Annotated in this window: 23 protein-coding genes; 6 read left to right on the plus strand and 17 right to left on the minus strand. The window is 71.4% G+C overall.

Annotation, left to right across the window (positions count from 1 at the left end):
* Positions 1–9: 9 nt before the first annotated feature.
* A complete protein-coding gene (locus IF655_RS23315) occupies positions 10–369 on the minus strand; it encodes an NADH-quinone oxidoreductase subunit A (RefSeq protein WP_018543830.1) in 360 nt (119 codons plus the stop codon).
* A 722-nt stretch (positions 370–1,091) separates the two neighbouring features.
* On the opposite strand from IF655_RS23315, the gene IF655_RS23320 reads away from it, so the two are divergent.
* On the plus strand, positions 1,092–1,919 hold the full coding sequence (locus tag IF655_RS23320) for a C40 family peptidase (RefSeq protein WP_199587051.1): 828 nt from the start codon (positions 1,092–1,094) through the stop codon (positions 1,917–1,919).
* Between the two features lie 218 nt (positions 1,920–2,137).
* Here IF655_RS23320 and IF655_RS23325 read toward each other — a convergent pair whose 3' ends face one another.
* A complete protein-coding gene (locus IF655_RS23325) occupies positions 2,138–3,472 on the minus strand; it encodes a geranylgeranyl reductase family protein (protein ID WP_199587052.1) in 1,335 nt (444 codons plus the stop codon).
* Between the two features lie 86 nt (positions 3,473–3,558).
* Positions 3,559–4,779, minus strand: a complete 1,221-nt coding sequence (locus IF655_RS23330; protein ID WP_199587053.1) for an RNA-guided endonuclease TnpB family protein — start codon at positions 4,777–4,779, stop codon at positions 3,559–3,561.
* Between the two features lie 29 nt (positions 4,780–4,808).
* Here IF655_RS23330 and IF655_RS23335 point away from each other — a divergent pair, with 29 nt between their 5' ends.
* The 3 genes from IF655_RS23335 (at position 4,809) to IF655_RS23345 (ending at position 6,071) form a co-directional block, all read left to right on the plus strand.
* Positions 4,809–4,967, plus strand: coding sequence for an Arc family DNA-binding protein (locus IF655_RS23335; protein ID WP_199587054.1), 159 nt, complete (start codon positions 4,809–4,811; stop codon positions 4,965–4,967).
* A 113-nt stretch (positions 4,968–5,080) separates the two neighbouring features.
* Positions 5,081–5,587: a GNAT family N-acetyltransferase gene (locus IF655_RS23340; protein ID WP_199587055.1), complete on the plus strand. Its 507-nt coding sequence runs from the start codon at positions 5,081–5,083 to the stop codon at positions 5,585–5,587.
* A gap of 175 nt (positions 5,588–5,762) precedes the next feature.
* Positions 5,763–6,071, plus strand: a complete 309-nt coding sequence (locus tag IF655_RS23345) for a PASTA domain-containing protein (RefSeq protein ID WP_199587056.1) — start codon at positions 5,763–5,765, stop codon at positions 6,069–6,071.
* A 63-nt stretch (positions 6,072–6,134) separates the two neighbouring features.
* Here the strand turns inward: IF655_RS23345 and IF655_RS23350 are convergent, their stop codons facing one another.
* From IF655_RS23350 to IF655_RS23375, 6 genes are all read right to left on the minus strand, one after another.
* Entirely contained in the window at positions 6,135–6,830 is a 696-nt protein-coding gene (locus tag IF655_RS23350) for a demethylmenaquinone methyltransferase (protein ID WP_199587057.1), read from the minus strand.
* A 304-nt stretch (positions 6,831–7,134) separates the two neighbouring features.
* Positions 7,135–7,734: a hypothetical protein gene (locus IF655_RS23355; protein WP_199587058.1), complete on the minus strand. Its 600-nt coding sequence runs from the start codon at positions 7,732–7,734 to the stop codon at positions 7,135–7,137.
* Between the two features lie 7 nt (positions 7,735–7,741).
* Positions 7,742–8,956, minus strand: a complete 1,215-nt coding sequence (gene mqnC, locus IF655_RS23360) for a cyclic dehypoxanthinyl futalosine synthase (protein WP_199587059.1) — start codon at positions 8,954–8,956, stop codon at positions 7,742–7,744.
* A gap of 71 nt (positions 8,957–9,027) precedes the next feature.
* The gene (locus tag IF655_RS23365) at positions 9,028–9,753 is read right to left on the minus strand and encodes an A24 family peptidase (RefSeq protein WP_199587060.1); all 726 of its coding nucleotides are present in this window, start codon (positions 9,751–9,753) and stop codon (positions 9,028–9,030) included.
* Complete coding sequence (locus tag IF655_RS23370; protein ID WP_199587061.1) at positions 9,750–11,432, minus strand: serine/threonine-protein kinase; 1,683 nt, start codon at positions 11,430–11,432, stop codon at positions 9,750–9,752. The genes IF655_RS23365 and IF655_RS23370 overlap by 4 nt, the downstream gene beginning before the upstream one ends.
* Before the next feature lie 75 nt (positions 11,433–11,507).
* Positions 11,508–12,356 (minus strand): menaquinone biosynthetic enzyme MqnA/MqnD family protein, encoded by an 849-nt coding sequence (locus IF655_RS23375; RefSeq protein ID WP_199587062.1) that lies wholly within the window; start codon positions 12,354–12,356, stop codon positions 11,508–11,510.
* Between the two features lie 286 nt (positions 12,357–12,642).
* Between IF655_RS23375 and IF655_RS23380 the strand changes: the two genes are divergently transcribed.
* Positions 12,643–12,846: a cold-shock protein gene (locus IF655_RS23380; RefSeq protein WP_023547521.1), complete on the plus strand. Its 204-nt coding sequence runs from the start codon at positions 12,643–12,645 to the stop codon at positions 12,844–12,846.
* Between the two features lie 310 nt (positions 12,847–13,156).
* Positions 13,157–13,813: a class I SAM-dependent methyltransferase gene (locus tag IF655_RS23385; protein ID WP_199587063.1), complete on the plus strand. Its 657-nt coding sequence runs from the start codon at positions 13,157–13,159 to the stop codon at positions 13,811–13,813.
* 385 nt (positions 13,814–14,198) lie between these two features.
* Here IF655_RS23385 and IF655_RS23390 read toward each other — a convergent pair whose 3' ends face one another.
* The 8 genes from IF655_RS23390 to IF655_RS23425 all read right to left on the minus strand — a co-directional run bounded on the left by IF655_RS23390 (position 14,199) and on the right by IF655_RS23425 (position 23,668).
* Positions 14,199–16,163: a long-chain fatty acid--CoA ligase gene (locus tag IF655_RS23390; RefSeq protein ID WP_199587064.1), complete on the minus strand. Its 1,965-nt coding sequence runs from the start codon at positions 16,161–16,163 to the stop codon at positions 14,199–14,201.
* A 279-nt stretch (positions 16,164–16,442) separates the two neighbouring features.
* Positions 16,443–17,165, minus strand: coding sequence for a DUF4232 domain-containing protein (locus IF655_RS23395; protein ID WP_199587065.1), 723 nt, complete (start codon positions 17,163–17,165; stop codon positions 16,443–16,445).
* A gap of 165 nt (positions 17,166–17,330) precedes the next feature.
* Positions 17,331–20,123: a BTAD domain-containing putative transcriptional regulator gene (locus IF655_RS23400; RefSeq protein ID WP_199587066.1), complete on the minus strand. Its 2,793-nt coding sequence runs from the start codon at positions 20,121–20,123 to the stop codon at positions 17,331–17,333.
* A 138-nt stretch (positions 20,124–20,261) separates the two neighbouring features.
* Positions 20,262–20,561: a DUF4229 domain-containing protein gene (locus IF655_RS23405; protein ID WP_199587067.1), complete on the minus strand. Its 300-nt coding sequence runs from the start codon at positions 20,559–20,561 to the stop codon at positions 20,262–20,264.
* 89 nt (positions 20,562–20,650) lie between these two features.
* Complete coding sequence (locus tag IF655_RS23410) at positions 20,651–21,175, minus strand: GNAT family N-acetyltransferase (protein WP_199587068.1); 525 nt, start codon at positions 21,173–21,175, stop codon at positions 20,651–20,653.
* Positions 21,176–21,256: 81 nt separating this feature from the next.
* Positions 21,257–22,420 carry an aminofutalosine synthase MqnE gene (gene mqnE / locus IF655_RS23415; protein WP_199587069.1) on the minus strand — a complete coding sequence of 388 codons (1,164 nt, stop codon included), beginning with the start codon at positions 22,418–22,420 and terminating at the stop codon, positions 21,257–21,259.
* A 62-nt stretch (positions 22,421–22,482) separates the two neighbouring features.
* Positions 22,483–22,938 (minus strand): Lrp/AsnC family transcriptional regulator, encoded by a 456-nt coding sequence (locus IF655_RS23420; protein ID WP_018543802.1) that lies wholly within the window; start codon positions 22,936–22,938, stop codon positions 22,483–22,485.
* Between the two features lie 79 nt (positions 22,939–23,017).
* Complete coding sequence (locus IF655_RS23425; RefSeq protein WP_199587134.1) at positions 23,018–23,668, minus strand: UbiX family flavin prenyltransferase; 651 nt, start codon at positions 23,666–23,668, stop codon at positions 23,018–23,020.
* Positions 23,669–23,727 lie beyond the last annotated feature (59 nt).

The raw sequence follows: 23,727 nt of genomic DNA on the forward strand, positions 1-23,727 counted from the left end.
TGTGGCCCCTCAGTCCCATTCCAGGCCGCCGCGCCGCCATACGTACGCGTACGCGACGAAGACGGTGAGCACGAAGAGCAGCATCTCCACGAGCCCGAAGACCCCGAGCGCGTCGAAGGTGACGGCCCAGGGGTAGAGGAAGACGATCTCGATGTCGAAGACGATGAAGAGCATCGCCGTCAGGTAGTACTTGATGGGGAAGCGCCCGCCGCCGGCCGGCGTGGGGGTCGGCTCGATGCCGCACTCGTAGGCTTCCAGCTTCGCGCGGTTGTAGCGCTTCGGGCCGATCAGCGCGGCCATGATCACGGAGAAGATCGCAAAGCCTGCCCCGAGGGCTCCCAGTACGAGGATGGGCGCATACGCGTTCACCGCTCCTCGCTCCTCTCAGTCGGCATTGACTGGTGGCGGTTGGTTCGGATGGTTCGGGGGGCTCACTTCCGCCGCACGCGTCCCATGAACCCCACCCGTCCCGGCGAAGATCGAGAACATGTGAAGCAGGTCACAAGCCCAACTGCTCCGCATCTTATGCCCGACGCTCTGTGATCTGCGACACGGGGTATTGCACGAGCTTTGTGATCTCCACCACCTGACGAAGGATCATGAAGTCGGATGATGGGTGATCTTCGCACGCGAAGCGTTCAGTTGATCACCAGAAGTGACAATCTCGCCTGTTACCGCAGGTCCGAGGGGGCGTCTCCATATCAAGAGAGTTCCCGTACATGCAAATTGGCGCGGGACGGGGCGCGGTGCTAGGGGTGCGCGTTCACGCGTCCGAGGGAAGCGGGACGCACGGAGTGGACGCGATCGCGCACGTGCGCGCGTTCACGAGCCGGTTTCGTGACCTCCGTCACGCCGGTAGTGATCATTCCGTAACCGGGCTTGGCCAACTACCCCAACCGATGGTAGGCCGGGGGCAATTCGGGCGTAATGATCAAAGACCGTGATCAACGGGCCTATGGCAGGCGCCCGCAATGTCCGTTACGGCGTCAATAAAGAGCCCCGCGAAAGGTTTTCGGGGCCGCCGTTGAACAATTGTGGCGCAGCACACGTTTCTTGAAGATATGAAGGAGCCCCTGGTACCGGTTGTTCCCATGTCCCACACCGCTCACATACGCAGCCACCGGAAGCCCCGCCGCAGCGCGTCGTCCATCGCCGTGCGCTCCGGTGCCGCCGTCGGCGTCCTCAGCACCCTGGCGGTCGCAGGAGCGGCCGGTTACGCGAACGCGGCCGACGCCGCGCCCGCGACGCAGACCCTCGAACTCCCCACCCTGACGGCCGACGTGGCCTCCCAGGTCGCCCAGTCCGCCGACGCCACCCAGCAGGCGGCCGCCAACTACGAGCTGCAGGCCGAGCGTGACGCGGCCGCCGCCAACGCCGCCAAGCAGGCCAAGGCGGACCTCGCCGACGCCAAGCAGAAGGCAGAGGCGAAGAAGAAGGCGCAGCAGGAGGCCCGCAAGGAGGCCGCCGCCCGCGCCACCCGCAACGCCGAGCGCACGGTGCTCACCGCGTCCGCCTCCGGCAACAGCGCCGACGCGAGCACCATCACGGGCTCCTCCTCGGCGACGGGTTCGGCCGCCGCGGTCATCAACTTCGTGAAGTCGCAGGTCGGCAAGGCGTACGTGTCCGGCGCCACCGGTCCCTCCGCCTACGACTGCTCGGGTCTCGTGCAGACCGCCTTCAAGCAGGTCGGCATCAGCCTGCCGCGCGTCTCCCAGGACCAGTCCACCGCGGGCACCCAGGTCTCCCTGAGCAACCTTCAGTCCGGCGACATCCTCTACTGGGGCAGCGCGGGCAGCGCGTACCACGTGGCGGTCTACGTCGGCGACGGCATGTTCGTCGGCGCCCAGAACCCCTCCACGGGCGTAGCGGAGAAGCCCCTCTCCTACGACCCGCCCACCGGCGCCGTCCGGGTCCTCTGACCCGACCGGAACGATTTCACGAAGGGCCGCTGCCACGCGGGGGGCAGCGGCCCTCGTGCGTCTCCTGACGCTCTCCGGGCGGGGCTTGGGGGAATTCCACGCCACCTGTCTCGATCGGCTCTCCGTGCGGGAGCGGAAGGACGCCCTGCGACAGGCGACGGCCCGGCGCGGCGAGGTCTTCGCGCGCCGGGCCGTCGGGGCAACCGAGTTGGGGAGCGTCAGGCGCTCGGGGCCACCTTTGTCAGGCCGTTGATGATGCGGTCCATGGCGTCGCCGCCGGTGGGGTCGGTGAGGTTGGCCAGGAGCTTCAGGATGAACTTCATCAGCATCGGGTGGGTCAGACCGCGCTGGGCGCCGATCTGCATGATCTTCGGGTTGCCGATGAGCTTCACGAAGCCGCGGCCGAGGGTGTAGTAGCCGCCGTAGGTGTCCTTGAGGATCTGCGGGTAGCGCTGGAGGGCGATCTCGCGCTGGGCCGGGGTCGCGCGGGCGTGAGCCTGGACGATGACGTCGGCGGCGAGCTGGCCGGACTCCATGGCGTAGGCGATGCCCTCGCCGTTGAAGGGGTTCACCAGTCCGCCGGCGTCGCCGACGAGCAGCAGACCGCGCGTGTAGTGCGGCTTGCGGTTGAACGCCATGGGCAGCGCCGCGCCGCGGATCGGACCGGTCATGTTCTCCGGGGTGTAGCCCCAGTCCTCCGGCATGGACGCGCACCACGCCTTCAGCACCTCGCGCCAGTCCAGCTCCTTGAAGGAGTCCGAGGTGTTCAGCACGCCGAGACCCACGTTGGACGTGCCGTCGCCCATGCCGAAGATCCAGCCGTAGCCCGGCAGCAGCCGGTCCTGCGCGCCCCGGCGGTCCCACAGCCCCAGCCAGGACTCCAGGTAGTCGTCCTCGTGGCGCGGCGAGGTGAAGTACGTCCGCACCGCCACGCCCATCGGACGGTCCTCCCGGCGGTGCAGCCCCATCGCGACCGAGAGCCGCGTGGAGTTGCCGTCGGCGGCCACGACGAGCGGCGCGTGGAAGGTGACCTCGCGCTTCTCCTCGCCCAGCTTCGCCGTCACGCCCGTGATCCGGCCCGTACGGTCGTCCAGGACCGGACCGGTGACGTTGCAGCGCTCGTACAGCCGCGCGCCCGCCTTCTGCGCGTTGCGCGCCAACTGCTCGTCGAAGTCGTCGCGTTTACGGACCAGTCCGTAGTTCGGGTACGACGCGAGGTCCGGCCAGTCGAGCTGCAGCCGGGAGCCGCCGCCGATGATGCGCAAACCCTTGTTGCGCAGCCAGCCCGCCTCCTCGGAGATGTCGATCCCCATGGCGACGAGCTGCTTCACCGCGCGCGGGGTGAGACCGTCGCCGCACACCTTCTCGCGCGGGAACTCGGTCTTCTCCAGCAGGAGTACGTCGAGTCCGGCCCGGGCGAGGTGGTACGCGGTGGCGGCGCCGGCTGGGCCCGCGCCCACGACGATCACATCGGCGGAGTGGTCGGAGAGGGGCTCGGTCACGGCGGGATCTCCCCAAGGTTCGGAATCTTCGTGCCGACCGGCACTGGACATGGGCAGTCTATTCAGCAGAATTGATCAACCGGCTGAAGGGCGGATCCTTGACATCCTCCTCTCCCTGAAGGGAGGGGATTCCTGGCTCAGGCTGCCTCCAGGAGCGGCGCTCCCGGAGGTCTTACGCCCTCAGCGCCAGCCGGGGTGAGACCAGCCCGGACCAGCATGACGCGTGCGGAGTTCTTGTCCCTGGGGGCCACGAATCCGCACGCGGTACAGGTGTAGGTACGTTCGGAAAGAGGGAGTGCGTGCTTGGTTCTCGCTCCGCACGAGGCACAGTCCATCGTGGTGTGCGCGGGGTGGACGAGTCGGATGTCCCGTCCGTGTTTGCGGCCCATCTCGATCAGGGCCCGCTTGGTGGCACCGATCGCCGCGTCGGCGGCTTTACGGGCCATGGTGGTCTTCGCGAGGAATTTCGGACGGAAGTCCTCGACGGCGATCGCGTCGTGGTCACGGACGATCTTCTTCGCCCATTTGCGGGCGGTGTCCTGCCGCTGGCGGGCGACCTTCTTGTGCAGCTTCGCCGTCTGTTTCCGTGCCTGCCGGTAGCCCCTGGACGTGGCCTGCCCACGCGCGGGCTTACGGCGGCCCATCATCCGCTGATAGTGGGCCAGCTTCTGTGCGGCAGTCTTCCCGTGCTGTGCGTGGGGGAGGTCGTGGGCGTCGGATGTGGTGGTGGCGGTCTCCTTGACGCCCCAGTCCACACCGAGGACGCGGCCGGTGGCCGGAAGCGGCTGGGCTTCGGCCGCAACGACGAACGACGCGTACCAGTGCCCCACGGCGTCCCGGTACACCCGCACCGACGACGGCGCGGCCGGGAGTTCACGGGACCACACCACCGTCAATACGATCCCGCCCGCGAGATGCAGACGACCGTCCTTCAGCCTGAATCCGCGCTGGGTGTAGTTCAGCGTGGGCAGCGCGTCCCGCTTCCGCTTGATACGAGGCATCCCTGCGCGCTGTCGCATCGGCAGCTTCGCCTTGACGTCCTTGAGCGCCTTTGCGCGGGACTTGCCGAAGTCACGGATGGTCTGCTGCTGCGGCACCGACGAGCCCTCACGGAGCCATCCCGTAGCGGCGCGGGCCTCGGTCAGCATCTTGTCGAGCTGCGCCGGGCCGCACGTCGCCTTCTCGGCGGCGTCCCGATTCGCGGCGTGGACCTTGTGGGACATGGCCACGCATTCGTTCCACACCCACCGGCAGCGCGCCCACTCGGCCTCGAGGCCGGTACGGGCAGTCTTCGACACGCGAAGCCGGTAGGTGTACCGGGCGTGCCCGGGACCTCCCCCAACCTGTGGTGTCGTCATGCCACCGTTTTACCACTACGGTCGGCGCCATGGATGAAGAAAGGCGCATCACTCTCCGCCTCCCCGCCGACCTGCACGAATGGCTCACCGCCCAAGCCAGGTCCGCCCGCAGGTCCCTCAACTCCGAGATCGTGCACCGGCTTGAGGCCGGGCTCGGCAATGCCTCGGCAGACGACCAATCGCCCTGACGGCGATTGCTCTTCCCCTGCCCTGCTCCGCAGGTGCTTCGCCCCTCCCCCGCAAGCGGGAGGTACCCCCACCCCGGCCCGACGGCCAGGGCATCCACGAAGGAGAGACCCAGGTGAACCGAACTCACCCCGTGGTGCGGCTGCGTGTGCCCACCGACGAGGACGCCTTCGTCTGGCACCGGGTGTTCGACGATCCCGACGTCATGGAGTTCCACGGGGGGCGCGCCGCCGAGTTGTCGGTGTACGAGGAGCTGACCGCGCGGCAGCGGCGGCACGACGCGGAGCTGGGGTTCTGTCTCTGGTCCGTGCTGGACTCCGACGGGGAGGTGGTGGGGTTCACCGGGGCTCAGCCCTGGCCGCACGCCTGGGGACCGGCGGGTGAGATCGAGATCGGCTGGCGGCTCGGACGCGCCCACTGGGGGCGGGGGTACGCGACGGCTGCCGCCGAGGCGACGCTGGAGCGGTTGCGCTCCGCGGGTGTGGCGGGGGTGGTCGCGATGGTCGACTCGGAGAACGTGCGGTCCATCGCTGTGGCGGAGCGGCTGGGGATGCGGGTCGTGGAGACGTTCACGACTCCGGCTTCCGCGCGGCGGGGGCACTGTTATCGGCTTGCGCTGTGAGCCGTGCGGTGTGAGCGGTGCGTTGTGAGCGGTGCGTTGTGAGCAGTGCGCGGTGACTCAGAGTAACTGATTGTTACAGAAAGACACTCCTCGCTTCCGGGCGCCCTCTCGCGGAGTTACCCTTCCAGTACCGCTGGGGGTGACATCTGTGCGAATACCACCCAAAACATCCGAGGTGCGTGTCCCTCGTCTGGTCGGGCTGATGGCCGTGGACGCGCGGGAGACGGCCAGAGCGCGGGGGCTGTTCCTCAACGCCCCCGACCGGCCGGACTTCGCCCGCACCGTCGTCGACTACGTCGTACGCCAGTACCCGGCGCCCGGCGCCGAGGTGCCGCCGGACTCCATGGTCTACGTCTGGTTCGACTTCGGGGAGGGCGAGGGGGGCGGGGGTGTGCGGGAGCCCCGGCTGCCGCAGCCGCCGTCCGGTGGGCTGCAGCGGGAGTTGGGGGAGCCGGGGGATGCGTTCTCTGTGGTCGGGAGCTGAGGGTCGCGTCCCGGGGGTGAGGGGCGCGCCGGGCTGAGGTGTGGGCTGGGCTCAGGTGTGACTTCAGCTCTCCTTGAAGCCCCTGTGCAGCGCCACCACTCCGCCCGTCAGGTTCCGCCACGCCACGCGCGACCAGCCCGCCTTGCGCAGCTTCTCCGCCAGCCCCGGCTGGTCGGGCCATGCCCTGATCGACTCCGCCAAGTACACGTACGCGTCCGGGTTCGACGACACCGAGCGGGCCACCGGGGGCAGCGCGCGCATCAGGTACTCCGTGTACACCGTCCGGAACGGCGCCCACGTCGGGTGCGAGAACTCGCAGATCACCACGCGGCCGCCGGGCTTGGTCACGCGGTACATCTCGCGCAGCGCGGCGTCCGTGTCCTGCACGTTGCGCAGACCGAAGGAGATCGTGACGGCGTCGAAGGTGTCGTCCTTGAACGGGAGCCGGGTGGCGTCGCCCGCCGTGAAGGGGAGCCAGGGGTTCTTCTTCTTGCCCACCTGGAGCATGCCCAGGGAGAAGTCGCAGGGGACGACGTAGGCGCCCGTCTGCGCGAAGGGGAGCGAGGAGGTCGCCGTGCCTGCGGCGAGGTCGAGGATCTTCTGCGCGGGGCGCGCGTCGACCGCTCTCGCCACCTCCTTGCGCCAGCGGCGGTCCTGGCCGAGTGACAGCACGTCGTTCGTCAGGTCGTACCGTTCCGCCACGTCGTCGAACATCGAGGCGACTTCGTGCGGCTGCTTGTTCAGGGAGGCGCGGGTCACCTGGTCATTGTTGCAGCCCTGGTGTCGCTTCGTGCGGTGTGGGCGGGGCGTCGTGCCGACCTGCGGGTCCGTGGTCGCTTTCGTCGTGCCGTCCACCGGCCGTGGTCGCTTCCGTCGTGCCGTCCACCGGCCGTGGTCGCTTCCGTCGCGCCCTCGTGCGGCGTGGGGCGGGGACGCGGCGGGGGGTGTCCGTCCTCGGTCCGGCGGGCTGCGTCTCGAAGAGGGGCAACGTGTTTTCGCCGGCCGCTGCGGGCGGACACCCCCCGCCACGTCCCCTCCTCGCCGTCTGCGGCCGACGGTCCGCTCAGCGTCTGCGGTAGAGCAGGCGGCCCGCCAGCACCGTCGCCACGCAGGTCGCCGCGCCCTCTTTCACCAGGGCTGTTCTGTCCGCTACGTCGAACACCGCGAAGCGGGCCGCTCCGCCCGGCTTGAGGGGTGGCAGGAGGATCAGGGGGGTCGGGGAGAGGGACGGGGGGCCGGGGAGGCGGGGTGGGCGTTGGCCTACGGCCAAGCCCGCTCTGCGTACGGCGTCTGCCGCCGCTCTGGTGTTCAGTTGGCCTGCTACCGCCACCGTGCCGTGGGCGAGCATGCGTTGGACGCCCCTGCGCGCGCTCGCGCCCAGGCGGGTGGGGTCGGTGCGGAAGAGCTCGCGGGCCCGCTCGCCGCCGAAGGGCTCAGTGCCGAGTTCGGCTGCCTCTCTGGGGTCCGGGTGGTACGTGGACTCCAGGAGTTCCGGGGCGTACGGGTTCAGGAGACCCGGGGTGAGGATGCCGGGCCAGCGCCGCACCCTGGCGTCGGGTGCGGCGGCGGTCAGCTCTTCGTACGGGGCTACGGCCACGATGGTCGCGCCATCGATCAGGACCGCCGTCTCCGGGGAGTGCTCGGCGGTGTGAAGTGTCAGCATCGGGCGCCTAGTTGGTGGCGATCAGCTTCAGCTCGGGGTGGGCCGTGCCGCCCTCGATCGCCGTCGAGGAGATGTGGGAGACCACGCGGTCGTCCACCGGGTCGTTCGCCGGGTCGTCGTGGACCACGAGGTGCTCGTAGGTGGTCGCGCGCTGGGCGGGAGTGCGGCCCGCCTTGCGGATCAGGTCGATGATCTCCAGGCGGTTGGAGCGGTGCTTGGCGCCCGCCGAGGAGACGACGTTCTCCTCCAGCATGATCGAGCCGAGGTCGTCCGCGCCGTAGTGCAGGGAGAGCTGGCCGACCTCCTTGCCGGTGGTGAGCCAGGAGCCCTGGATGTGCTGGACGTTGTCCAGGAACAGACGGGCGATGGCGATCATGCGGAGGTACTCGAAGAGCGTCGCCTGGGTGCGGCCCTTCAGGTGGTTGTTCTCCGGCTGGTAGGTGTACGGGATGAAGGCGCGGAAGCCGCCCGTACGGTCCTGCACGTCACGGATCATGCGCAGGTGCTCGATGCGCTCGGCGTTGGTCTCGCCGGTGCCCATCAGCATGGTGGACGTCGACTCCACGCCCAGGTTGTGCGCCGTCTCCATGATCTCCAGCCAGCGCTCGCCGCTCTCCTTGAGCGGGGCGATCGCCTTGCGGGGGCGCTCCGGGAGGAGTTCCGCGCCCGCGCCCGCGAAGGAGTCCAGACCCGCCTCGTGGATGCGGGTGATGGCCTCCTCGACCGAGACCTTGGAGATCCTGGCCATGTGCTCGACCTCGGACGCGCCGAGGGAGTGGATGACCAACTGGGGGAACGCGTCCTTGATCGCCTTGAAGTGCGACTCGTAGTACTCCACGCCGTAGTCCGGGTGGTGGCCGCCCTGGAACATGATCTGGGTGCCGCCCAGTTCGACCGTCTCCGCGCAGCGGCGCAGGATGTCGTCGAGGTCGCGCGTCCAGCCCTTCTTGGTGTCCTTCGGAGCCGCGTAGAACGCGCAGAACTTGCACGCCGTGACGCACACGTTCGTGTAGTTGATGTTCCGCTCGATGATGTACGTCGCGATGTGCTCGATGCCCGCGTACTTGCGGCGGCGTACGGCGTCGGCGGCGGCGCCCAGCGCGTGCAGGGGGGCGTCGCGGTACAGGACGAGCGCTTCCTCGGGCGTGATGCGTCCGCCCGCTGCCGCTCGGTCCAGCACGGCTGCGACATCCAAAGAAGCGAGTTCGGCCTTCTCGGTCACCGGGCGTCCCTTTCGTCAAGGGTTGTGGACGGACTCGGTCAGCCTACGCCAGCTATGGGTCCTGCCCGACTTCAAGCGCTGTACGCCCCCGCCAGCAACCCCAGGAACGTGCCGGTCAGGAGGAACGGACCGAACGGGATCGTCGACTTGCGGTCCGCCTTGCGGAAGGCGACCAGGGTGAGTCCGTAGAGGGCGCCGGAGGCGAAGGCGGCGAGGGTGCCGAGCATCAGGGTGGGCCAGCCGTACCAGCCGAGGGCGGCGCCCAGGGCGGGGGCCAGTTTCACGTCGCCGAAGCCCATGCCGGAGGGGTTGAGGAGGTGGAGGAGGAGGTAGCCGGTGCCGAGCGCCAGGGCGCCGTAGAGGGCGGTGAGCCAGTGGCCCGCGTGTTCCGGGAGCAGGGCTGCCAGGGCCAGGAGGGTGAGGGTGGCGGCGGCGAGGGGGAGGGTCAGGGGGTCGGGGAGGCGGCGTACCCGGAGGTCCACCGCCGCGAGGAGGACCGCCGCGGGAGCCAGGAGGAGCCATACGGCCACTTCGGGGCGGGTGCCCGTCGCCAGGGCCAGGAGCGCGCAGACCGCCGCCGTGAGGAGGGAGAGGCGGGTGGGTGTGGACGGGGACGGGGTGCAGTCCGTGCAGGGGCGTGGGCCCAGCCAGCCGTTGAGTGTGTGGCCGTTGGGGCAGTGGGTGCGCCAGGGGTCGCCCTCGGGGACGGTGAAGCGGTAGGCGGCACGCGGAAGCAGGGCGCCCGTGCCCGCGCCCCAGAGGGCGGCCACCGCCACCGGGAGCAGGTCCTGCGTCATCGGTCCGCCTTCGACAGATGGGCCACGGGGTTGCCCTCCGCCGAACTGTCCGAGGTGTACGTCAGTTTGTCGCCGGTCGGGGTCAACTCCACCGGGTGCGGGGTGGGGTTGCAGCCCGCGTGGTTGTCGTCGGCGCCTTTCGAGGTGGCGAGGAGCCTGGTCCCGGTCACCTGCTTCAGGGTGAGCACGTCGACGCACGTCCCGCCCAGCGCGTCGGTCTGCCGCATCCGCCCCAACTCCTCGCCCACGGACGCCTGGTGGACGGTGAGCCGGAAGGTTCCCATGGGCAGCGTGCCGCCCAGACCGGTGGCGTTGCCCTCCCAGGTGCCGAGGTAGCGCTCCGGTACGGCGGCGGTTCCGGTCGGGCTGGGTGTCGGGGACTTCGGGGGCTCAGCCGCGTTGCCGGAGGAGGTCGGTCCGCCGCCCGCCGTGTCGTGGCTCCCGCTCCAGGGACCGAGGAGGGCGCCCAGTCCCACGGAGACGCCGACCAGCGCCGCCGCCACGGCCACCGCGACCGTGCAGCTCACCCGGCGCCCCCGGCCGGACGCGCCGGGCGTGGAGTCCGCCGCGACGCTGAGGGTGAGCCGCCCGGGGGTGCCCGGGGCTGTCCCGGGCGCGGGCGGGGTGCCGTCGGGCGGCGCCTTGTCCGTGTCGGGACCGGACGTCACCGCATCGGGCACGGACATCACCGGTGCCGGACCGAACTCGCCCGCCACGGGCTCCTGTTCGGGTGGGTGCACGGCAGGGCTGGCGAACGGGACCGGTCCGGACGGGAGTTCGGGGATCGCCTCCAGGTTCAGCAGACTCACCGCGCTGCGGCTCACCTGTTCCAGGAGGGGGGTCGGCAGCCAGCCGGAGGTCATCAGCGCGGCAGCGCCCTCGGGGGCCAGGCGGTGGGCGACCTCGGCGGGGGTGGGGCGGGAGGCGGGGTCCTTGGCGAGGCAGGCGGCGGCGAGGTCGCGCAAGTCGCCGCTCAGACCGCCCAGTTCGGGCTCCTCGTGGACGACCTTGTAGAGCAGCACCGCCGAGGAGTCGCCGGAGAAGGGGGCGGTGCCCGTCGCCGCGTAGGCGAGGACCGCGCCGAGGGGGAAGACGTCGGCGGCGCCGGTGACCGGGCGGCCGAGGATCTGCTCGGGGGACATGTAGCCGGGCGAGCCGACGGAGACGCCGGTGGAGGTGAGGGAGGCGGTGCCGTCGGTGGCGCGGGCGATGCCGAAGTCGATGAGGAGGGGACCGTCGAGGGTCAGCAGGATGTTGGGCGGCTTGACGTCGCGGTGGACCAGACCGAGCGCGTGGACGGCGTCCAGCGCCTCGGCGAGACCCGCGCCCAGCGCCCGTACCGTCGGCTCCGGCAGCGGGCCGTGCTCGGCGACGGCGGCGGCCAGGGACGGGCCCGCCACGTACGCCGTCGCCACCCAGGGGACCGGGGCGTCGGGGTCGGCGTCCAGGACGGGAGCCGTCCAGGCGCCGCCGACCCGGCGCGCCGCCGCGACCTCGCGGCGGAAGCGGGCGCGGAACTCCTCGTCCAGCGCGAAGTGCGGGTGGACGATCTTGACGGCGACCGTGCGACCGCCCGGGCTGCGGCCGAGGTAGACGCGGCCCATGCCGCCGGAGCCGAGCCGGCCGAGCAGCCGGTAGGGCCCGACGGCGACCGGTTCGTCCGCTTCGAGCGGCTGCATGGCGTCCACCCCTCCCCCGAAGGCGCCCCCGGTTCCCGCGTGGGTCCGGTACGGCTACCGCCCGCAGCGTAGTGATTACGGCGTCAGCAGATCCACCTTCACGTCGGCCGCGAACCCGGTCGTGGGACCGACGCGGCTCGCGAACTCGGTGACCGCGGCGAGCTGCGGGGCGCCGAAGCTGAAGTCGAGGGTGGTGAAGTACTGCTCCAGGGTCGCCTCGTCGAACGCCTCCCAGCGGGCGGCCTGCTCGGCCACCTTGCCGACCTCCTCCAGGGAGAGGTTGCGGGAGGCGAGGAACGCCTCGTGCACCTTGCGCGTGATCTCCGGCTCGCGCTCGGCGTAGTCGCGCCGGGCCGCCCACACCGCGAAGACGAACGGCAGACCGGTCCACTCCTTCCACAGCGCGCCGAGGTCGTGCACCTGGAGGCCGTAGCGGGGACCGTCGAGCAGGTTGGCGCGCAGGGCCGCGTCGCCGATGAGGACGGCGGCGTCCGCCTCCTGCATCATCAGGCTCAGGTCGGGCGGGCACGTGTAGTAGTCCGGGGTCACGCCGTAGCGCTCGCTCAGCAGCAACTGCGCCAGGCGCACCGAGGTGCGCGAGGTCGAGCCGAGGGCGACACGGGCGCCGTCCAGCCGGTCGAGAGGGAGCTGCGAGACGATCACGCAGGACATCACGGGGCCGTCGCAGCCGACGGCGATGTCCGGGAAGGCGACCAGGTCGCCCGCGTTGCGCAGGAACTCGACCAGGGTGATCGGACCGATGTCGAGATCGCCGCGCACAAGCTGCTCGCTGAGCTTCTCCGGCGTGTCCTTGGTCAGCTCGAAGTCGAGGAGCGTGCCGGTTCTCGCGAGCCCCCAGTAGAGGGGCAGGCAGTTCAGGAACTGGATGTGGCCGACGCGCGGCCGGGTGCGAGAATTGTCCACATCGCGAGACTAGACCCCGCCCGGCGGGGGTCCGGGACCGGCCCGGCGTCAGCGCGTCCGTCCGAGGGTTCAAACATTCGGGTGACGTGATCTTGACCTCTATTGCATTCGGCGGCCTGCGTGCTAGGCTCGCCGCAAGTTGCAGTTTGGTTTCCCTTGCAGTACAGAGCCTGCGGAGCATGTGACCGCGGGCTCTCGTCGTTTTCAGACGAATGCAGTCGTGCAGCATCGTTTCGCACTTGCAGGTTCTGGAGCAGGGCAACCCTTTTGAGCCCAAGGAGGGCTTATGGCTACCGGAACCGTGAAGTGGTTCAACGCCGAAAAGGGCTTTGGCTTCATCGCCCAGGAGGGCGGCGGCCCCGACGTCTTCGTTCACTACTCCGCGATCAACGCCAACGGTTTCCGTTCGCTCGAGGAGAACCAGCAGGTGACCTTCGACGTGACGCAGGGCCCGAAGGGTCCGCAGGCGGAGAACGTCACCCCCGCGTGATCACTGCCTGATCGCAGAACCTGAGTGCAGTACCCAAGGAGCCCCGTGCCTTCCCGGCAACGGGGCTCCTGCCTTTCCCGGGGGCGCCCGGATGAATTCCCCGTGAATTCCCGCCCTCCGCATTCCCGGCACGCGCCCGGCGTACGGATTCCGCGCGCGGAATCCGCTCCGCGCTCCCCGGGGCGCCCTCACTCCGACGGACGCGTGCGGCCGGGGGAATCGTCCGGGATTCCGGGCGCGTCGCGGTCGTGGCCGAAACGCCTTCGCCGCCTCCGTCGCGCGGCGCGTTCACCCCGTAGGGTCCGTCCGCATGACCGACTCCGCCACCTCTCCCGGCTTCCTCGCCGCCACCCGTGCGTTCTACGACGCCGTCGCCGAGGACTACGCCGCGACCTTCCGGGACTCCTACGCCGGGCGCCCGCTCGACCGGGCGCTGCTGCGCGCGTACGCCGAGCTGGTGGGACCCGGGCGCCCGGTGGCGGACCTCGGCTGCGGACCCGGTGAGGTGACCGCCCTCCTCGCCTCCCTCGGGCTCGACGTGTACGGGCTCGACCTCTCCCCCGCCATGGTGGAGATCGCCCGCCGCGAGCACCCGGGGCTGCGCTTCGAGCAGGGCTCGATGCTGGAACTCCCGCTGCCGGACGGCGCGCTGGCGGGGGTCGTCTCCTGGTACTCCAGCATCCACACGCCTGTGGACCGGCTCCCCGCTCTCTTCCGCGAGTACCGCCGAGTCCTGACCCCGGGCGGACACCTCCTCCTCGCCTTCCAGGCGGGCGACCACCCACGCCGCCACGACCAGCCCTGGGGACACCCCGTCGCCCTCGACTTCCTCCGCCGCGACCCCGAGCACATGGCGGCGCTCCTCACGGACGCCGGATTCACCCTCACCTCCCGCACGGTCCGCGAACCCGACGAGAACCTCGGGGAACCGGTGCCCCAGGCGTTCCTGTTCGCTACGGCCCGGTGAGGGAGCCTGCGGCGCGGTGACGGAGTCCACGGCGCGGCGCCCCGGCCCTGGCCGCCGTCCTGACCTGCGCCTCAGCGCCCTGGCCTGCGCCCCGGCCGCCTGTTCCACTGCCGGGCGACGTCGCCCGTGGCCTGGCACCCCGGGCCGCAGCGCGGTGCCCCGGTCCCCCTGTTCGGCGACCCGGGCTGCGTTCCGTCGCCCACCCGGTGACTCGGGCTACGGGCCGTCGCCCCAGCTCATCGCCCAGTGCTCCGGCCCGCGCCTTACAAGCCGGGCCGCGACACCGTGACGTGGTCTACAGCCCGGGTGCCTTGGTCCATCCCGGCGACCCGCCCCCGCCCACCACCCGGCGTCCGAACCCACTGCCGCGGCCCACGACCCCGCCCTACGGCCCGGTAACCTGCCCCGCCCCCGCGTACAGCCCCTCCACCTCGTCCGCGTAGTCGCGCAGGATGCGGGCGCGGCGGAGTTTCATCGACGGGGTGAGGTGGCCCGCGTGTTCGGTGAAGTCGCCGGGGAGGACGGTGAAGCGGCGGATGGATTCGGGGCGGGAGACGAGCTGGTTGGCCTGGTCGATGGCGTCCTGGAGGATCGCCGCCAGCTCGGGGTCGGTCAGGAGGAGTTCGGCGGGGACCGGGTGCTTGCCGTTCATCTGGCGCCAGTGGTCGAGACCGTCGGGGTCCAGGGTGAGCAGGGCGCCGATGTAGGGGCGGCCGTCGCCGACGAGGAGGCAGTGGGAGATCAGCGGGTGCTGGCGCAGCCAGTTCTCCAGCGGGGCAGGGGCGACCGACTTGCCGCCCGCCGTGATGAGCAGCTCCTTCTTGCGCCCGGTGATGGTGAGGTAGCCGTCGTCGTCCAGCTCGCCCAGGTCGCCGGTCGGCAGCCAGCCGTCGCGGGTGGCGGGGACGACGCCGCCCGCGCTCATGTCCCAGTAGCCGCGCAGCACATGGTCCCCGGCGATCAGGATCTCGCCGTCGGCCGCGATCCTGATCCGGGTGCCGGGCAGCGGCCAGCCGACGGTGCCGATACGGGGCTTGAGCGGCGGGGTGACGGTGGTGGCGCCGGTGGTCTCGGTGAGGCCGTACCCCTCGAAGATCTCGATCCCGGCACCGGCGTAGAACGCGGCCAGGCGGCGGCCGAGCGGGGAGCCGCCGCAGATGGCGTAGCGGACCTTGCCGCCCATGGCGGCGCGCAGCTTGCGGTAGGCGAGCGGGTCGTAGAAGGAGCGGCTCGCCTTCAGGGAGGCGCCGGGACCGCTCCCGGTGCCGCTGCGGCGGGCTTCCAGCGCCTCGCCGTAGCGGACGGCGGTGGCGGCGGCGCGGTCGAAACCGGCTGCCTTGCCGGTCGTCTCGGCCTTGGCGCGGGCGGTGTTGTAGACCTTCTCCAGCATGTACGGGATCGTCAGCAGGCAGGTCGGGCGGAACGCGGCCAGGTCCGGGAGCAGATGCTCGGGCTTGAGGCTGGGCGCGTGACCGAGACGTACGCGGGCGCGGACGCAGGCGATGGCGACCATGCGCCCGAAGACGTGGGACATCGGCAGGAACAGCAGCACCGACGCCTCCTCCCCGGTCGTCGCCTTGAAGACCGGGTGGAGGAGTTCGATGGCGTTGTCGACCTCGGCGAAGAAGTTGCCGTGCGAGAGGGCGCAGCCCTTGGGGCGCCCGGTGGTGCCGGAGGTGTAGATCAGGGTCGCGAGGGTGTCGGGACCCAGCATGCCCCGGCGGACGGCGACTTCGCTGTCCGCCGCCCGGTCCCCGACCTCCGCCAGCAGGTCCACGTGTCCGTCGTCGATCACCCACACGTGCCGCAGCCCGGGCAGCCGGTCCAGCTCGGGTGCCATCGCGGCAGCCTGCTCGCGGGTCTCGGTGATCAGGGCGACGGCGCCGCAGTCCCCGAGCATCCAACTGGTCTGGTAGACCGAGGAGGTGGGGTAGACGGGCACGGTGACGAGCCCCGCCGCCCAGGCGGCGAAGTCCAGCAGGGTCCACTCGTAGCGGGTGCGGGCCATCACCGCGATGCGGTCGCCCGGCATCAGACCCTCGGAGATCAGCCCCTTGGCGACCGCGAGGACCTCGGCGGCGAACCGCTCGGCCGTCACGTCCTCCCACTCACCGTCGGCGCCCCGGCGGCTGAGCACGATCGCGCCCGGGTCCGCCTCGGCGTTCTCGAACGGCAGGTCCGCGAGCGAGCCGTGGGTCACCGGGGGCGCGAACGGGGGTACGGCGACCTCCCGTACCGCTCCGTCCAGCCGCCGGATCTCGGGCTCCACCAGGACGGGACGGCCGTCGTAGTCGAGGGCCGAGACCGGGGGGACGGAGACGACGGGGGCGTTCGGGTACGGGGCGGTCACGGGCGGCTCCTCGGGCGTGCAGCGGGAACTGCTTGCTGCATGAGATACGCGCCTCGCACACCGAGGCGTTCACCGGCGGGCGGTCCCGTGACGACAGGCCCCAGGGCTCGGCACCGCCGGTCCGGCTGGCGATCGTACGAGGCGGCTGTGGCGGGCCTGTGCGGATCGCGCGGTGGTACGGCGCCGGGGCTGTGCAGTCTCGGGGATTTCGTGAGGAGTGTTCTGCTTTCGCACCCGAGGCGCGGCGGGGCACCTCGGGGCGGGCGGGTGTTCCCCGGCTCAGAACTCGTCGGCGCCGTTGCGCAGTTCCTGCGTCCAGTAGCCCGTCGCCCACCGCGCCGGGTCGACGGCGATGCCCTCGGCGCCCGGAGCCCGCACGATCGCCATACCGGCACCGCTGGGCAGCGTGACGGAGAAGTCCTTGACCGTCTGGGTGCTCTCCTTGCGTCCGCCGTCGGAGATCCGCACGGCGGCGTACGCGGAGACGCCGGGCTCCAGGACGACCGGGGTGAGCGGCTTGCTCTTGGCGACGGAGGGGACCGTGCCCTGGGCGTTGTCCAGGAAGCGGATCTCGGGGAAGCCGGTCATGCGGCAGGTGCGCCCCGAGGTGTTCTTCGCGGTAAGGACGAGGTGGGTGTAGGGCGGACCGTCCTGCGTCGCCGCGCTGATCCGCAGCCCCTTGGTGGTGCAGGCGGGCGCGGTGGCCGAACCGGTGCCGCCGACGACCTGCTTGCCCTGGTCGGCGTCGCCGTTCTGGTCGGTCCCGCCCTGGCCCTTGTCACCGGACTGGTTCGCGCCGCCCTGGTCCTTGTCGCCGCTCTGCTCGACGGCGGACGCGGAGGCGGAGGCGGAGGCGGCGGGCGAGGACGCGCTCGCCGCGCCGGAGGTCTTGGCACCGGCACCCGCACCCGTGTCGTCGCCGCCGCACGCGGTGAGCGTCAGGGCGAGCGCGGCGGTGGTCACGGTGGTGAGGACGGCGAGACGGCTGCGGTGGGTGCGCATGGAGATTCCCCCAGGGAAAGAAGGGCGACCCGCCCGGTCGGGGCGCGGCGCCGGCGGAGCTGCTGACACCGAGGAGTCTGTGCGGTCGCACTGACGTTCCGTCGCCGTCCCGCTGACGTCCGGCTGACGCGCTCTGACCTGCGATGTCAGCCCCAGGGAGCTGACTCACGCCTCTCGCGCGAGGCGCCGTACCGCGCGCTCGTACCGGGCGCGGTACTCCGGTTTCTCCGCCACCCGCAGCAGGCACTCCAGCGCGCGGGCCGCGCCCTCGTCGTAGCCCTCGCGCTCCGCCTCGTCCGCCGCGCGCTCCAGGAGGTGGACGCCCTCCTCGTGGGCGCCGAGGGAGAGGTGCGCCTCGCCCGCGGTGGTGAGGAGGAGGGCGCGGCGGGCGGTCTCCTCGTGTTCGGGTCCGAGGGCGAGGGCGGTGCGGACGGTGTCCAGGGACCGGTCCGCGTGGCCCGCCGTGAGGAGGGTGCGGGCGAGGTGCTGGAGCGCGAGCATCTCGGTGTGCCGGTCGCCCGCCGCGCGGGCCAGTCCGGCGGCGCGCTCGCAGTCCTCCAGCGCGATGTCGAGGTCGCCGTGCTCGGCGCGGGCGACGGCGAGGTTGATGGTGGCGGTCACCTCGCCCGGTGCGTCGCCCGCCTTGCGTGCCAGCGCGGGCGCGGTCTCCAGCAGGGCGACTGCCTCGGCGGTGCGGCCCTCCTCCGTCAGCACCCAGCCGAGCAGGCTGAGCACCCGCGCCTCGGCGTACGCGTCCTGCTCCGCACGCGCCGCCTCCAGGGCGGACTCCAGCAGCGGCACCCAGCCGTCGCGTACCCGCAGCACCACCTGCGGCCAGTGGAGCAGGACCAGCCGCCAGGCGCGGTCGTGGAACCCGGCACAGCGCGCGGCGGCCACCGCCCGGGCCAGGTCGTCGCGTTCGGCGGCGAACCAGTTGAGCGCCTCGGACCGGTCCGCGAACTCCCGTACCGCGCGCGGCTGGTGGAAGTTCTCCGGCAGTCCGAAGCAGGCGCCGCCGCCCGGTTCGGCGGTGTCGGTCGCGGCGAGCGCGGTCGCCGTCAGGTGGTCCAGGGCGCGGACGAGCGCCTCGGGTCCCGCCTCCGGCTCCATGTCCCGGGCGTACAGCCGGACCAGGTCGTGCAGCGTCCAGCGCCCCGGCGCCGTCTCCGTGACGAGGTGGGCGGCGCCGAGCCGCTCCAGCGTCGCCTGCGCGGCGGCGAACCCGGTGTCCAGGAGCGCCCCGCACGCGTACGCGTCCACATGGCTGCCCGGGTGATGACCGAGCCGCGCCAGCAACCGTACGGCGTCGGGCGGGAGTTGCTGCACGGTCAGCCGCAGGGCGGCGGCGACCCCGGTGTCGTCCACGGCGAGGCGGACCAACCGCCCCTGCTCGTCGGCCAGTTCCGCCGCCAGCGCGGCCAGCGGTCGACCGGGGCGTCCGGCGAGGCGCGCGGCGACCACGCGCAGGGCGAGCGGGAGCCCTCCGCACAGTTCCGCGAGCCGCTGGGCCGCCACCGGTTCCGCGAGCACGCGCTCCTCGCCGAGCACTCCGGCGAGCAGAGCCATGCCGTCCTGCGGTTCGAGCACGTCCAGCGGCACGGGCCGGGCGGCGTCGGACGCGATGAGCCCTTCGAGGCGGTGGCGGCTGGTGACGAGCGTGACGCAGTCGGGTCCGCCGGGCAGCAGCGCCCGTACGGTCGCGGAGTCACGGGCGTTGTCCAGGACGACCAGCAGTCTGCGCCGCTCGGTCAGCGTGCGGAACAGCGCGGCGGCGGCCGACGCGGACTCGGGCACCCGGCGCGGCGGCACCCCGAGCGCGGGCAGGAACTCCCGCAGGACGTCGGTCAGTTCGGGCTCGCCCGTCTCGCTGAAGCCGCGCAGGTCCGCGTAGAGCCGCCCGTCCGGGAAGACGGACGCCTTGTGATGCGCCCACTGCAGGGCCAGCGCCGTCTTGCCCACCCCGGCGGGACCGGTGATCAGGCACACGGGCGCCTCGCCCGCCGCCGCCCGGCTGAGCGCGGCCAGCTCCTCGGTGCGCCCCTGGAAACCCCGGGGCGCGCGGGGCAGCAGCTCGGCGGGCGGTACGACGGGCACGGCGGGCGCGGGCAGCCGGACCAGGGGCTCGGCGGCGACGGCGACCGTGGCCACCGGGACCTCGGGGGCGGACGCGGGTGCGGATACGGGCACGGACGCGGGTACGACCGGATCGTCCGCGACCTCGCCGCCCCGCAGGATCAGCGCGTAGGCGTCGGCCAGTTCCCGCCCCGGGTCGATGCCCAGCTCGTCGGCGAGCAGCCGCCGCGTGCGGTGGAACCAGTCCAGCGCCTCCGCCTGGCGTCCCGCGCCGTACAGCGCCTTGATCAGCGCGGCGGCGAGCGACTCCCGCATCGGGTGCGCGACCGCCTCCGGGCGCAGGACGGCGGCGGCGCGGTGGTGCTCGCCGAGCAGGGCGTAGGTGCGCGCCAGTTCCTCGACGGTGGCGAGCCGCGACTCCTCCAGGGTGTGCGCGGCTGCCTGGAGCGGCGGTCCGGTGAAGGCGCCGCCGAGCGCGGGACCCTGCCACAGCGACAGCGCCTCGGTGAGCATCATGGCGGCGTCGGCGGGTTCCCGCTGCTGCCGGGCCATCATCAGCAGCTCCTCGAACCGCTGCGCGTCCAGCAGGGATTCGGGCACCCGCAGGAGGTAGGCGTCGGTGAGCGTGACCAGCTCGACCCCGTACGCCGCCGCGTCCGCCCCGGTGAGCAGGGCGCGCAGCCGGGAGACATGCCCCTGGATGACGCTCCGCGCCTGCGAGGGGGGCGTCTCGTCCCACAGCGACTCGGTCAGCCGGGCGACCGAGACGGGGGTGTTGGCGGACAGCAGCAGTGCGGCGAGCAGGCTGCGGCGCTTGGCGGGACCGAGCGGCAGGGGCCCGGTGAAGGTGTCGACGGAGACCGTGCCGAGCAGCCGGAACTCCACGGGCGACTTCCCTTCCAAGGCGGGTCGCGCCCGGGACGGGGGCGCGGATCGCGTATCAGGGTATCGGGGCCTGACGTGCGGCGATGCGCCGCCGGTCGCCTTCTGGCCGGGTGCGGGAAGGCGACGGTGGAGGTGCGGTCAGCCGGGCTGGCCCTGGGTGCGGACGCTCTCGTCCACCGCGTCCTCCTGGTTGCGGTTGGCGTCCAGGTTGGCCTTCATGCGGTCGACGCGGCCGACGATCTGGACGGAGGCGCGCTCGCGTTCCTTGCGCAGCACGATCCAACTGATCGGCGCGGACAGGACCAGCGCGAGGAGCACGACCCAGAAGAAGTTGGAGTCGCCGAAGCCGCGCGGGACGAGACCCGAGTAGACGGCTCCCCAGGCGACCACGAGGCAGCCGGCGAAGACGCCGAGACGCATCAGCGTGTAGCGGAGCATGTCCATCCACTTCCGTTCGTACGGTTCGAAGCCCCCAAAGGGGCATCGCCCAGTGAAGCACGCCAAGTGGTCGATCTTGGCGGCGGGGCTCAGCGCAGGGGCAGCAGCATGGTGATGTCGTCGCGGTGGTCGCCGGGGGCGACGCGGATGGCGCCGGGCACCCGCCCGACCTCCTGGTAGCCGCAAGAGGCGTAGAAGTGCTCCAAGCCATGACCGCCCCGGCAGCCGAGCCGGATCGCCTCTATCCCGTCGAAGCCGCGGGCGGCGTCGGCGGCGGACGCGAGCAGGTCACGTCCGTAGCCCCTGCCCTGGTGCTTGGGGTGGACCATCACCGTGTACAGCCACAGCCAGTGGGTCATCAGCCGGTGGGTGTTGAAGGTGAGGAACGCGGTCGCCGCGACCCGCCCGTCCTCGTCGTGCCCGACCAGCAGCCTGCTGTGCCCCTCGGCCAGCCGCGCCAGGGTGCGGACCAGCTCCGGGCGTATCTCCTCGCGGGTCACGGGCGCCACGAAGCCGACGGCGCCGCCCGCGTTGCTGACGTCCGCCCACAGGTCGAGCAGACCGTCGCGCAGCTCGGGGGTGACGGCGGGGTCGAGAGTGAAGGTAAGAGACACGGGGCCAAGGTAGTCATTACCTCAGCCCCGTGGCTACCGCGTTTCAGTGGGCGGTACGACAGTCCGCCGCCCGCTTCCGTCTCAGACGCGCATCGCCTGCGGCGTCTCCCGGCGCAGCGGGTCCGGACCCTCGTACTCGCGGATGATCTCGTAGCGCGTGTTGCGCTCGACCGGGCGGAAACCCGCGTCGCGGATCAGGTCGAGCAGGTCGTCGCGGGTCAGCTTGTTCGGCGTGCCGTAGTTGTCCGCGTCGTGCGTGATCTTGTACTCGACGACCGAGCCGTCCATGTCGTCCGCGCCGTGCTGGAGGGCGAGCTGGGCGGTCTGCACACCGTGCATCACCCAGAACACCTTCACGTGCGGCACGTTGTCGAACAGCAGCCGGGAGACGGCGAAGGTCTTCAGCGCCTCGGCGCCCGTCGCCATCTGGGTGCGCGCCTGGAGGCGGTTGCGGACCTTGCCGTCCTTCATGTCCACGAAGTCGTGCTGGTAGCGCAGCGGGATGAAGACCTGGAAGCCGTTCGTCTCGTCCTGCAGCTCCCGCAGCCGCAGCACGTGGTCCACGCGGTGGCGCGGCTCCTCGATGTGGCCGTACAGCATGGTCGCCGGGGTCTTCAGACCCTTCTCGTGCGCCAGGCGGTGGATGCGCGACCAGTCTTCCCAGTGCGTGCGGTGGTCCACGATGTGCTGGCGGACCTCCCAGTCGAAGATCTCGGCGCCGCCGCCGGTCAGCGACTCAAGCCCCGCGTCGATGAGTTCGTCGAGGATCTCGGAGGCGGACAGTCCGGAGATCGTCTCGAAGTGGTGGATCTCCGTCGCCGTGAACGCCTTCAGCGAGACCTGCGGCAGCGCGGCCTTCAGCTCGCGCAGGGAGCGCGGGTAGTAGCGCCACGGGAGGTTCGGGTGGAGACCGTTGACGATGTGCAGCTCCGTCAGGTTCTCCGACTCCATCGCCTTGGCCAGCTTCACGGCCTCCTCGATGCGCATCGTGTACGCGTCCTTCTCGCCCGGCTTGCGCTGGAACGAGCAGTAGGCGCAGGACGCCGTGCACACGTTGGTCATGTTGAGGTGCCGGTTGACGTTGAAGTGCACGACGTCGCCGTTCTTACGCGTCCGCACCTCGTGCGCGAGGCCGCCGAGCCAGGCCAGGTCGTCCGACTCGTAGAGTGCGATGCCGTCCTCACGGGTCAGCCGCTCACCGGAGCGGACCTTCTCCTCCAGCTCGCGCTTGAGCCCGACGTCCATACCAACACCTTTCGCCGACAACCTGACCAACCGTACTCCCCCGAACCCGCGTTCCCGCGCGCCTACACCTCTTCGGGCAGCTCACCCACGCGGTTCTCCCACTTGGTGGAGAGCACGATCGTGGTGCGGGTGCGGGAGACGCCCTTGGTGCCGCTGAGTCTGCGGATCGTCTTCTCCAGACCGTCCACGTCGGAGGAGCGGACCTTCAGCATGAAGGAGTCGTCACCGGCGATGAACCAGCAGTCCTCGATCTCGGTGAGGTCCTTGAGCCGGCGCGCCACGTCCTCGTGGTCGGCGGCGTCCGACAGCGAGATGCCGATCAGCGCCGTCACACCGAGCCCGAGGGAGGCGGCGTCCACCGTCGCGCGGTAACCGGTGATGACCCCGGCCGCCTCCAGCCGGTTGATCCGGTCCGTGACGCTCGGACCCGACAGACCGACCAGGCGGCCCAGCTCCGCGTACGAGGCCCGGCCGTTCTCCCTCAGGGCCTGGATGAGCTGCCTGTCCACCGCGTCCATGCGATCGAAGCCTTCCGGTGTGAAATTGCCAAGTGGAGTGAGAAGTACCGCTGATGGAGAAGTACCGCCGCAAGCTCTGCTACGTGCTCCGCGCGCCGCCGCCCAGTTCGCCCTTCCAGCGCCGGTAGAGCCCGTGTCCGACGCCCGCCGCGTCCAGCACCCGCCCGGCCACGAAGTCCACCAGGTCCTGGATGTGGGTGGCGCCCGCGTAGAAGGCGGGCGAGGCGGGGACCACGCTCGCGCCCGCGTCGTCCAGGGCGACGAGATGGCGCAGGGTCTGCCCGTTCAACGGGGTCTCCCGTACGGCCACGACCAGCGGGCGCCGCTCCTTGAGCGTGACGCTCGCCGCGCGCTGGAGCAGGTCCTTGGACAGCCCGAGGGCGACTCCGGCGACGCACGCGGTGGAGGCGGGGACGATCAGCATCCCCTTGACGGGGTACGACCCCGAGGACGGTCCCGCGGCCAGGTCCCCCGCGTTCCAGTACCGCACGCCGCTCACGTCCGCCTCGAAGGTGCCGGGCTTGCCGTCCGCGCCGCGCCCCAGCCACTCCCGCAGGTCCTCCTGCCAGTGCGCGTCGCGGAACGAGATGCCCGTCTCGTCCAGCAGCGTCAGCCGCGAGGCCCGGCTGACCACCAGGTCCACCGCCTCACCGGCGTCCAGCAGCGCCCGCAGCACGGCAGCCGCGTACGGCGTCCCGGAAGCTCCGGAAACCCCCACGATCCAAGGCACGCGCTGCGATTCTCCTGCGTTCACACCTTGAGAGTACCGGCGTGACGCGGCGTGTTCAG

The sequence above is a fragment of the Streptomyces sp. DSM 110735 genome, from assembly GCF_016482685.1.
Classification (GTDB): domain Bacteria; phylum Actinomycetota; class Actinomycetes; order Streptomycetales; family Streptomycetaceae; genus Streptomyces.

Excerpts from the sequence above, each read along its gene's own strand:
- IF655_RS23405 (WP_199587067.1), bottom strand. The coding sequence starts at position 20,561 with ATGCTCCGCTACACGCTGATGCGTCTCGGCGTCTTCGCCGGCTGCCTC.
- IF655_RS23385 (WP_199587063.1), top strand. The coding sequence starts at position 13,157 with ATGACCGACTCCGCCACCTCTCCCGGCTTCCTCGCCGCCACCCGTGCG.
- IF655_RS23330 (WP_199587053.1), bottom strand. The coding sequence starts at position 4,779 with ATGACGACACCACAGGTTGGGGGAGGTCCCGGGCACGCCCGGTACACC.
- IF655_RS23325 (WP_199587052.1), bottom strand. The coding sequence starts at position 3,472 with ATGTCCAGTGCCGGTCGGCACGAAGATTCCGAACCTTGGGGAGATCCC.
- IF655_RS23420 (WP_018543802.1), bottom strand. The coding sequence starts at position 22,938 with ATGGACGCGGTGGACAGGCAGCTCATCCAGGCCCTGAGGGAGAACGGC.
- IF655_RS23395 (WP_199587065.1), bottom strand. The coding sequence starts at position 17,165 with ATGCGCACCCACCGCAGCCGTCTCGCCGTCCTCACCACCGTGACCACC.
- mqnE (WP_199587069.1), bottom strand. The coding sequence starts at position 22,420 with ATGGACGTCGGGCTCAAGCGCGAGCTGGAGGAGAAGGTCCGCTCCGGT.
- IF655_RS23365 (WP_199587060.1), bottom strand. The coding sequence starts at position 9,753 with ATGACGCAGGACCTGCTCCCGGTGGCGGTGGCCGCCCTCTGGGGCGCG.
- IF655_RS23380 (WP_023547521.1), top strand. The coding sequence starts at position 12,643 with ATGGCTACCGGAACCGTGAAGTGGTTCAACGCCGAAAAGGGCTTTGGC.
- IF655_RS23335 (WP_199587054.1), top strand. The coding sequence starts at position 4,809 with ATGGATGAAGAAAGGCGCATCACTCTCCGCCTCCCCGCCGACCTGCAC.
- IF655_RS23370 (WP_199587061.1), bottom strand. The coding sequence starts at position 11,432 with ATGCAGCCGCTCGAAGCGGACGAACCGGTCGCCGTCGGGCCCTACCGG.
- IF655_RS23320 (WP_199587051.1), top strand. The coding sequence starts at position 1,092 with ATGTCCCACACCGCTCACATACGCAGCCACCGGAAGCCCCGCCGCAGC.
- IF655_RS23355 (WP_199587058.1), bottom strand. The coding sequence starts at position 7,734 with ATGCTGACACTTCACACCGCCGAGCACTCCCCGGAGACGGCGGTCCTG.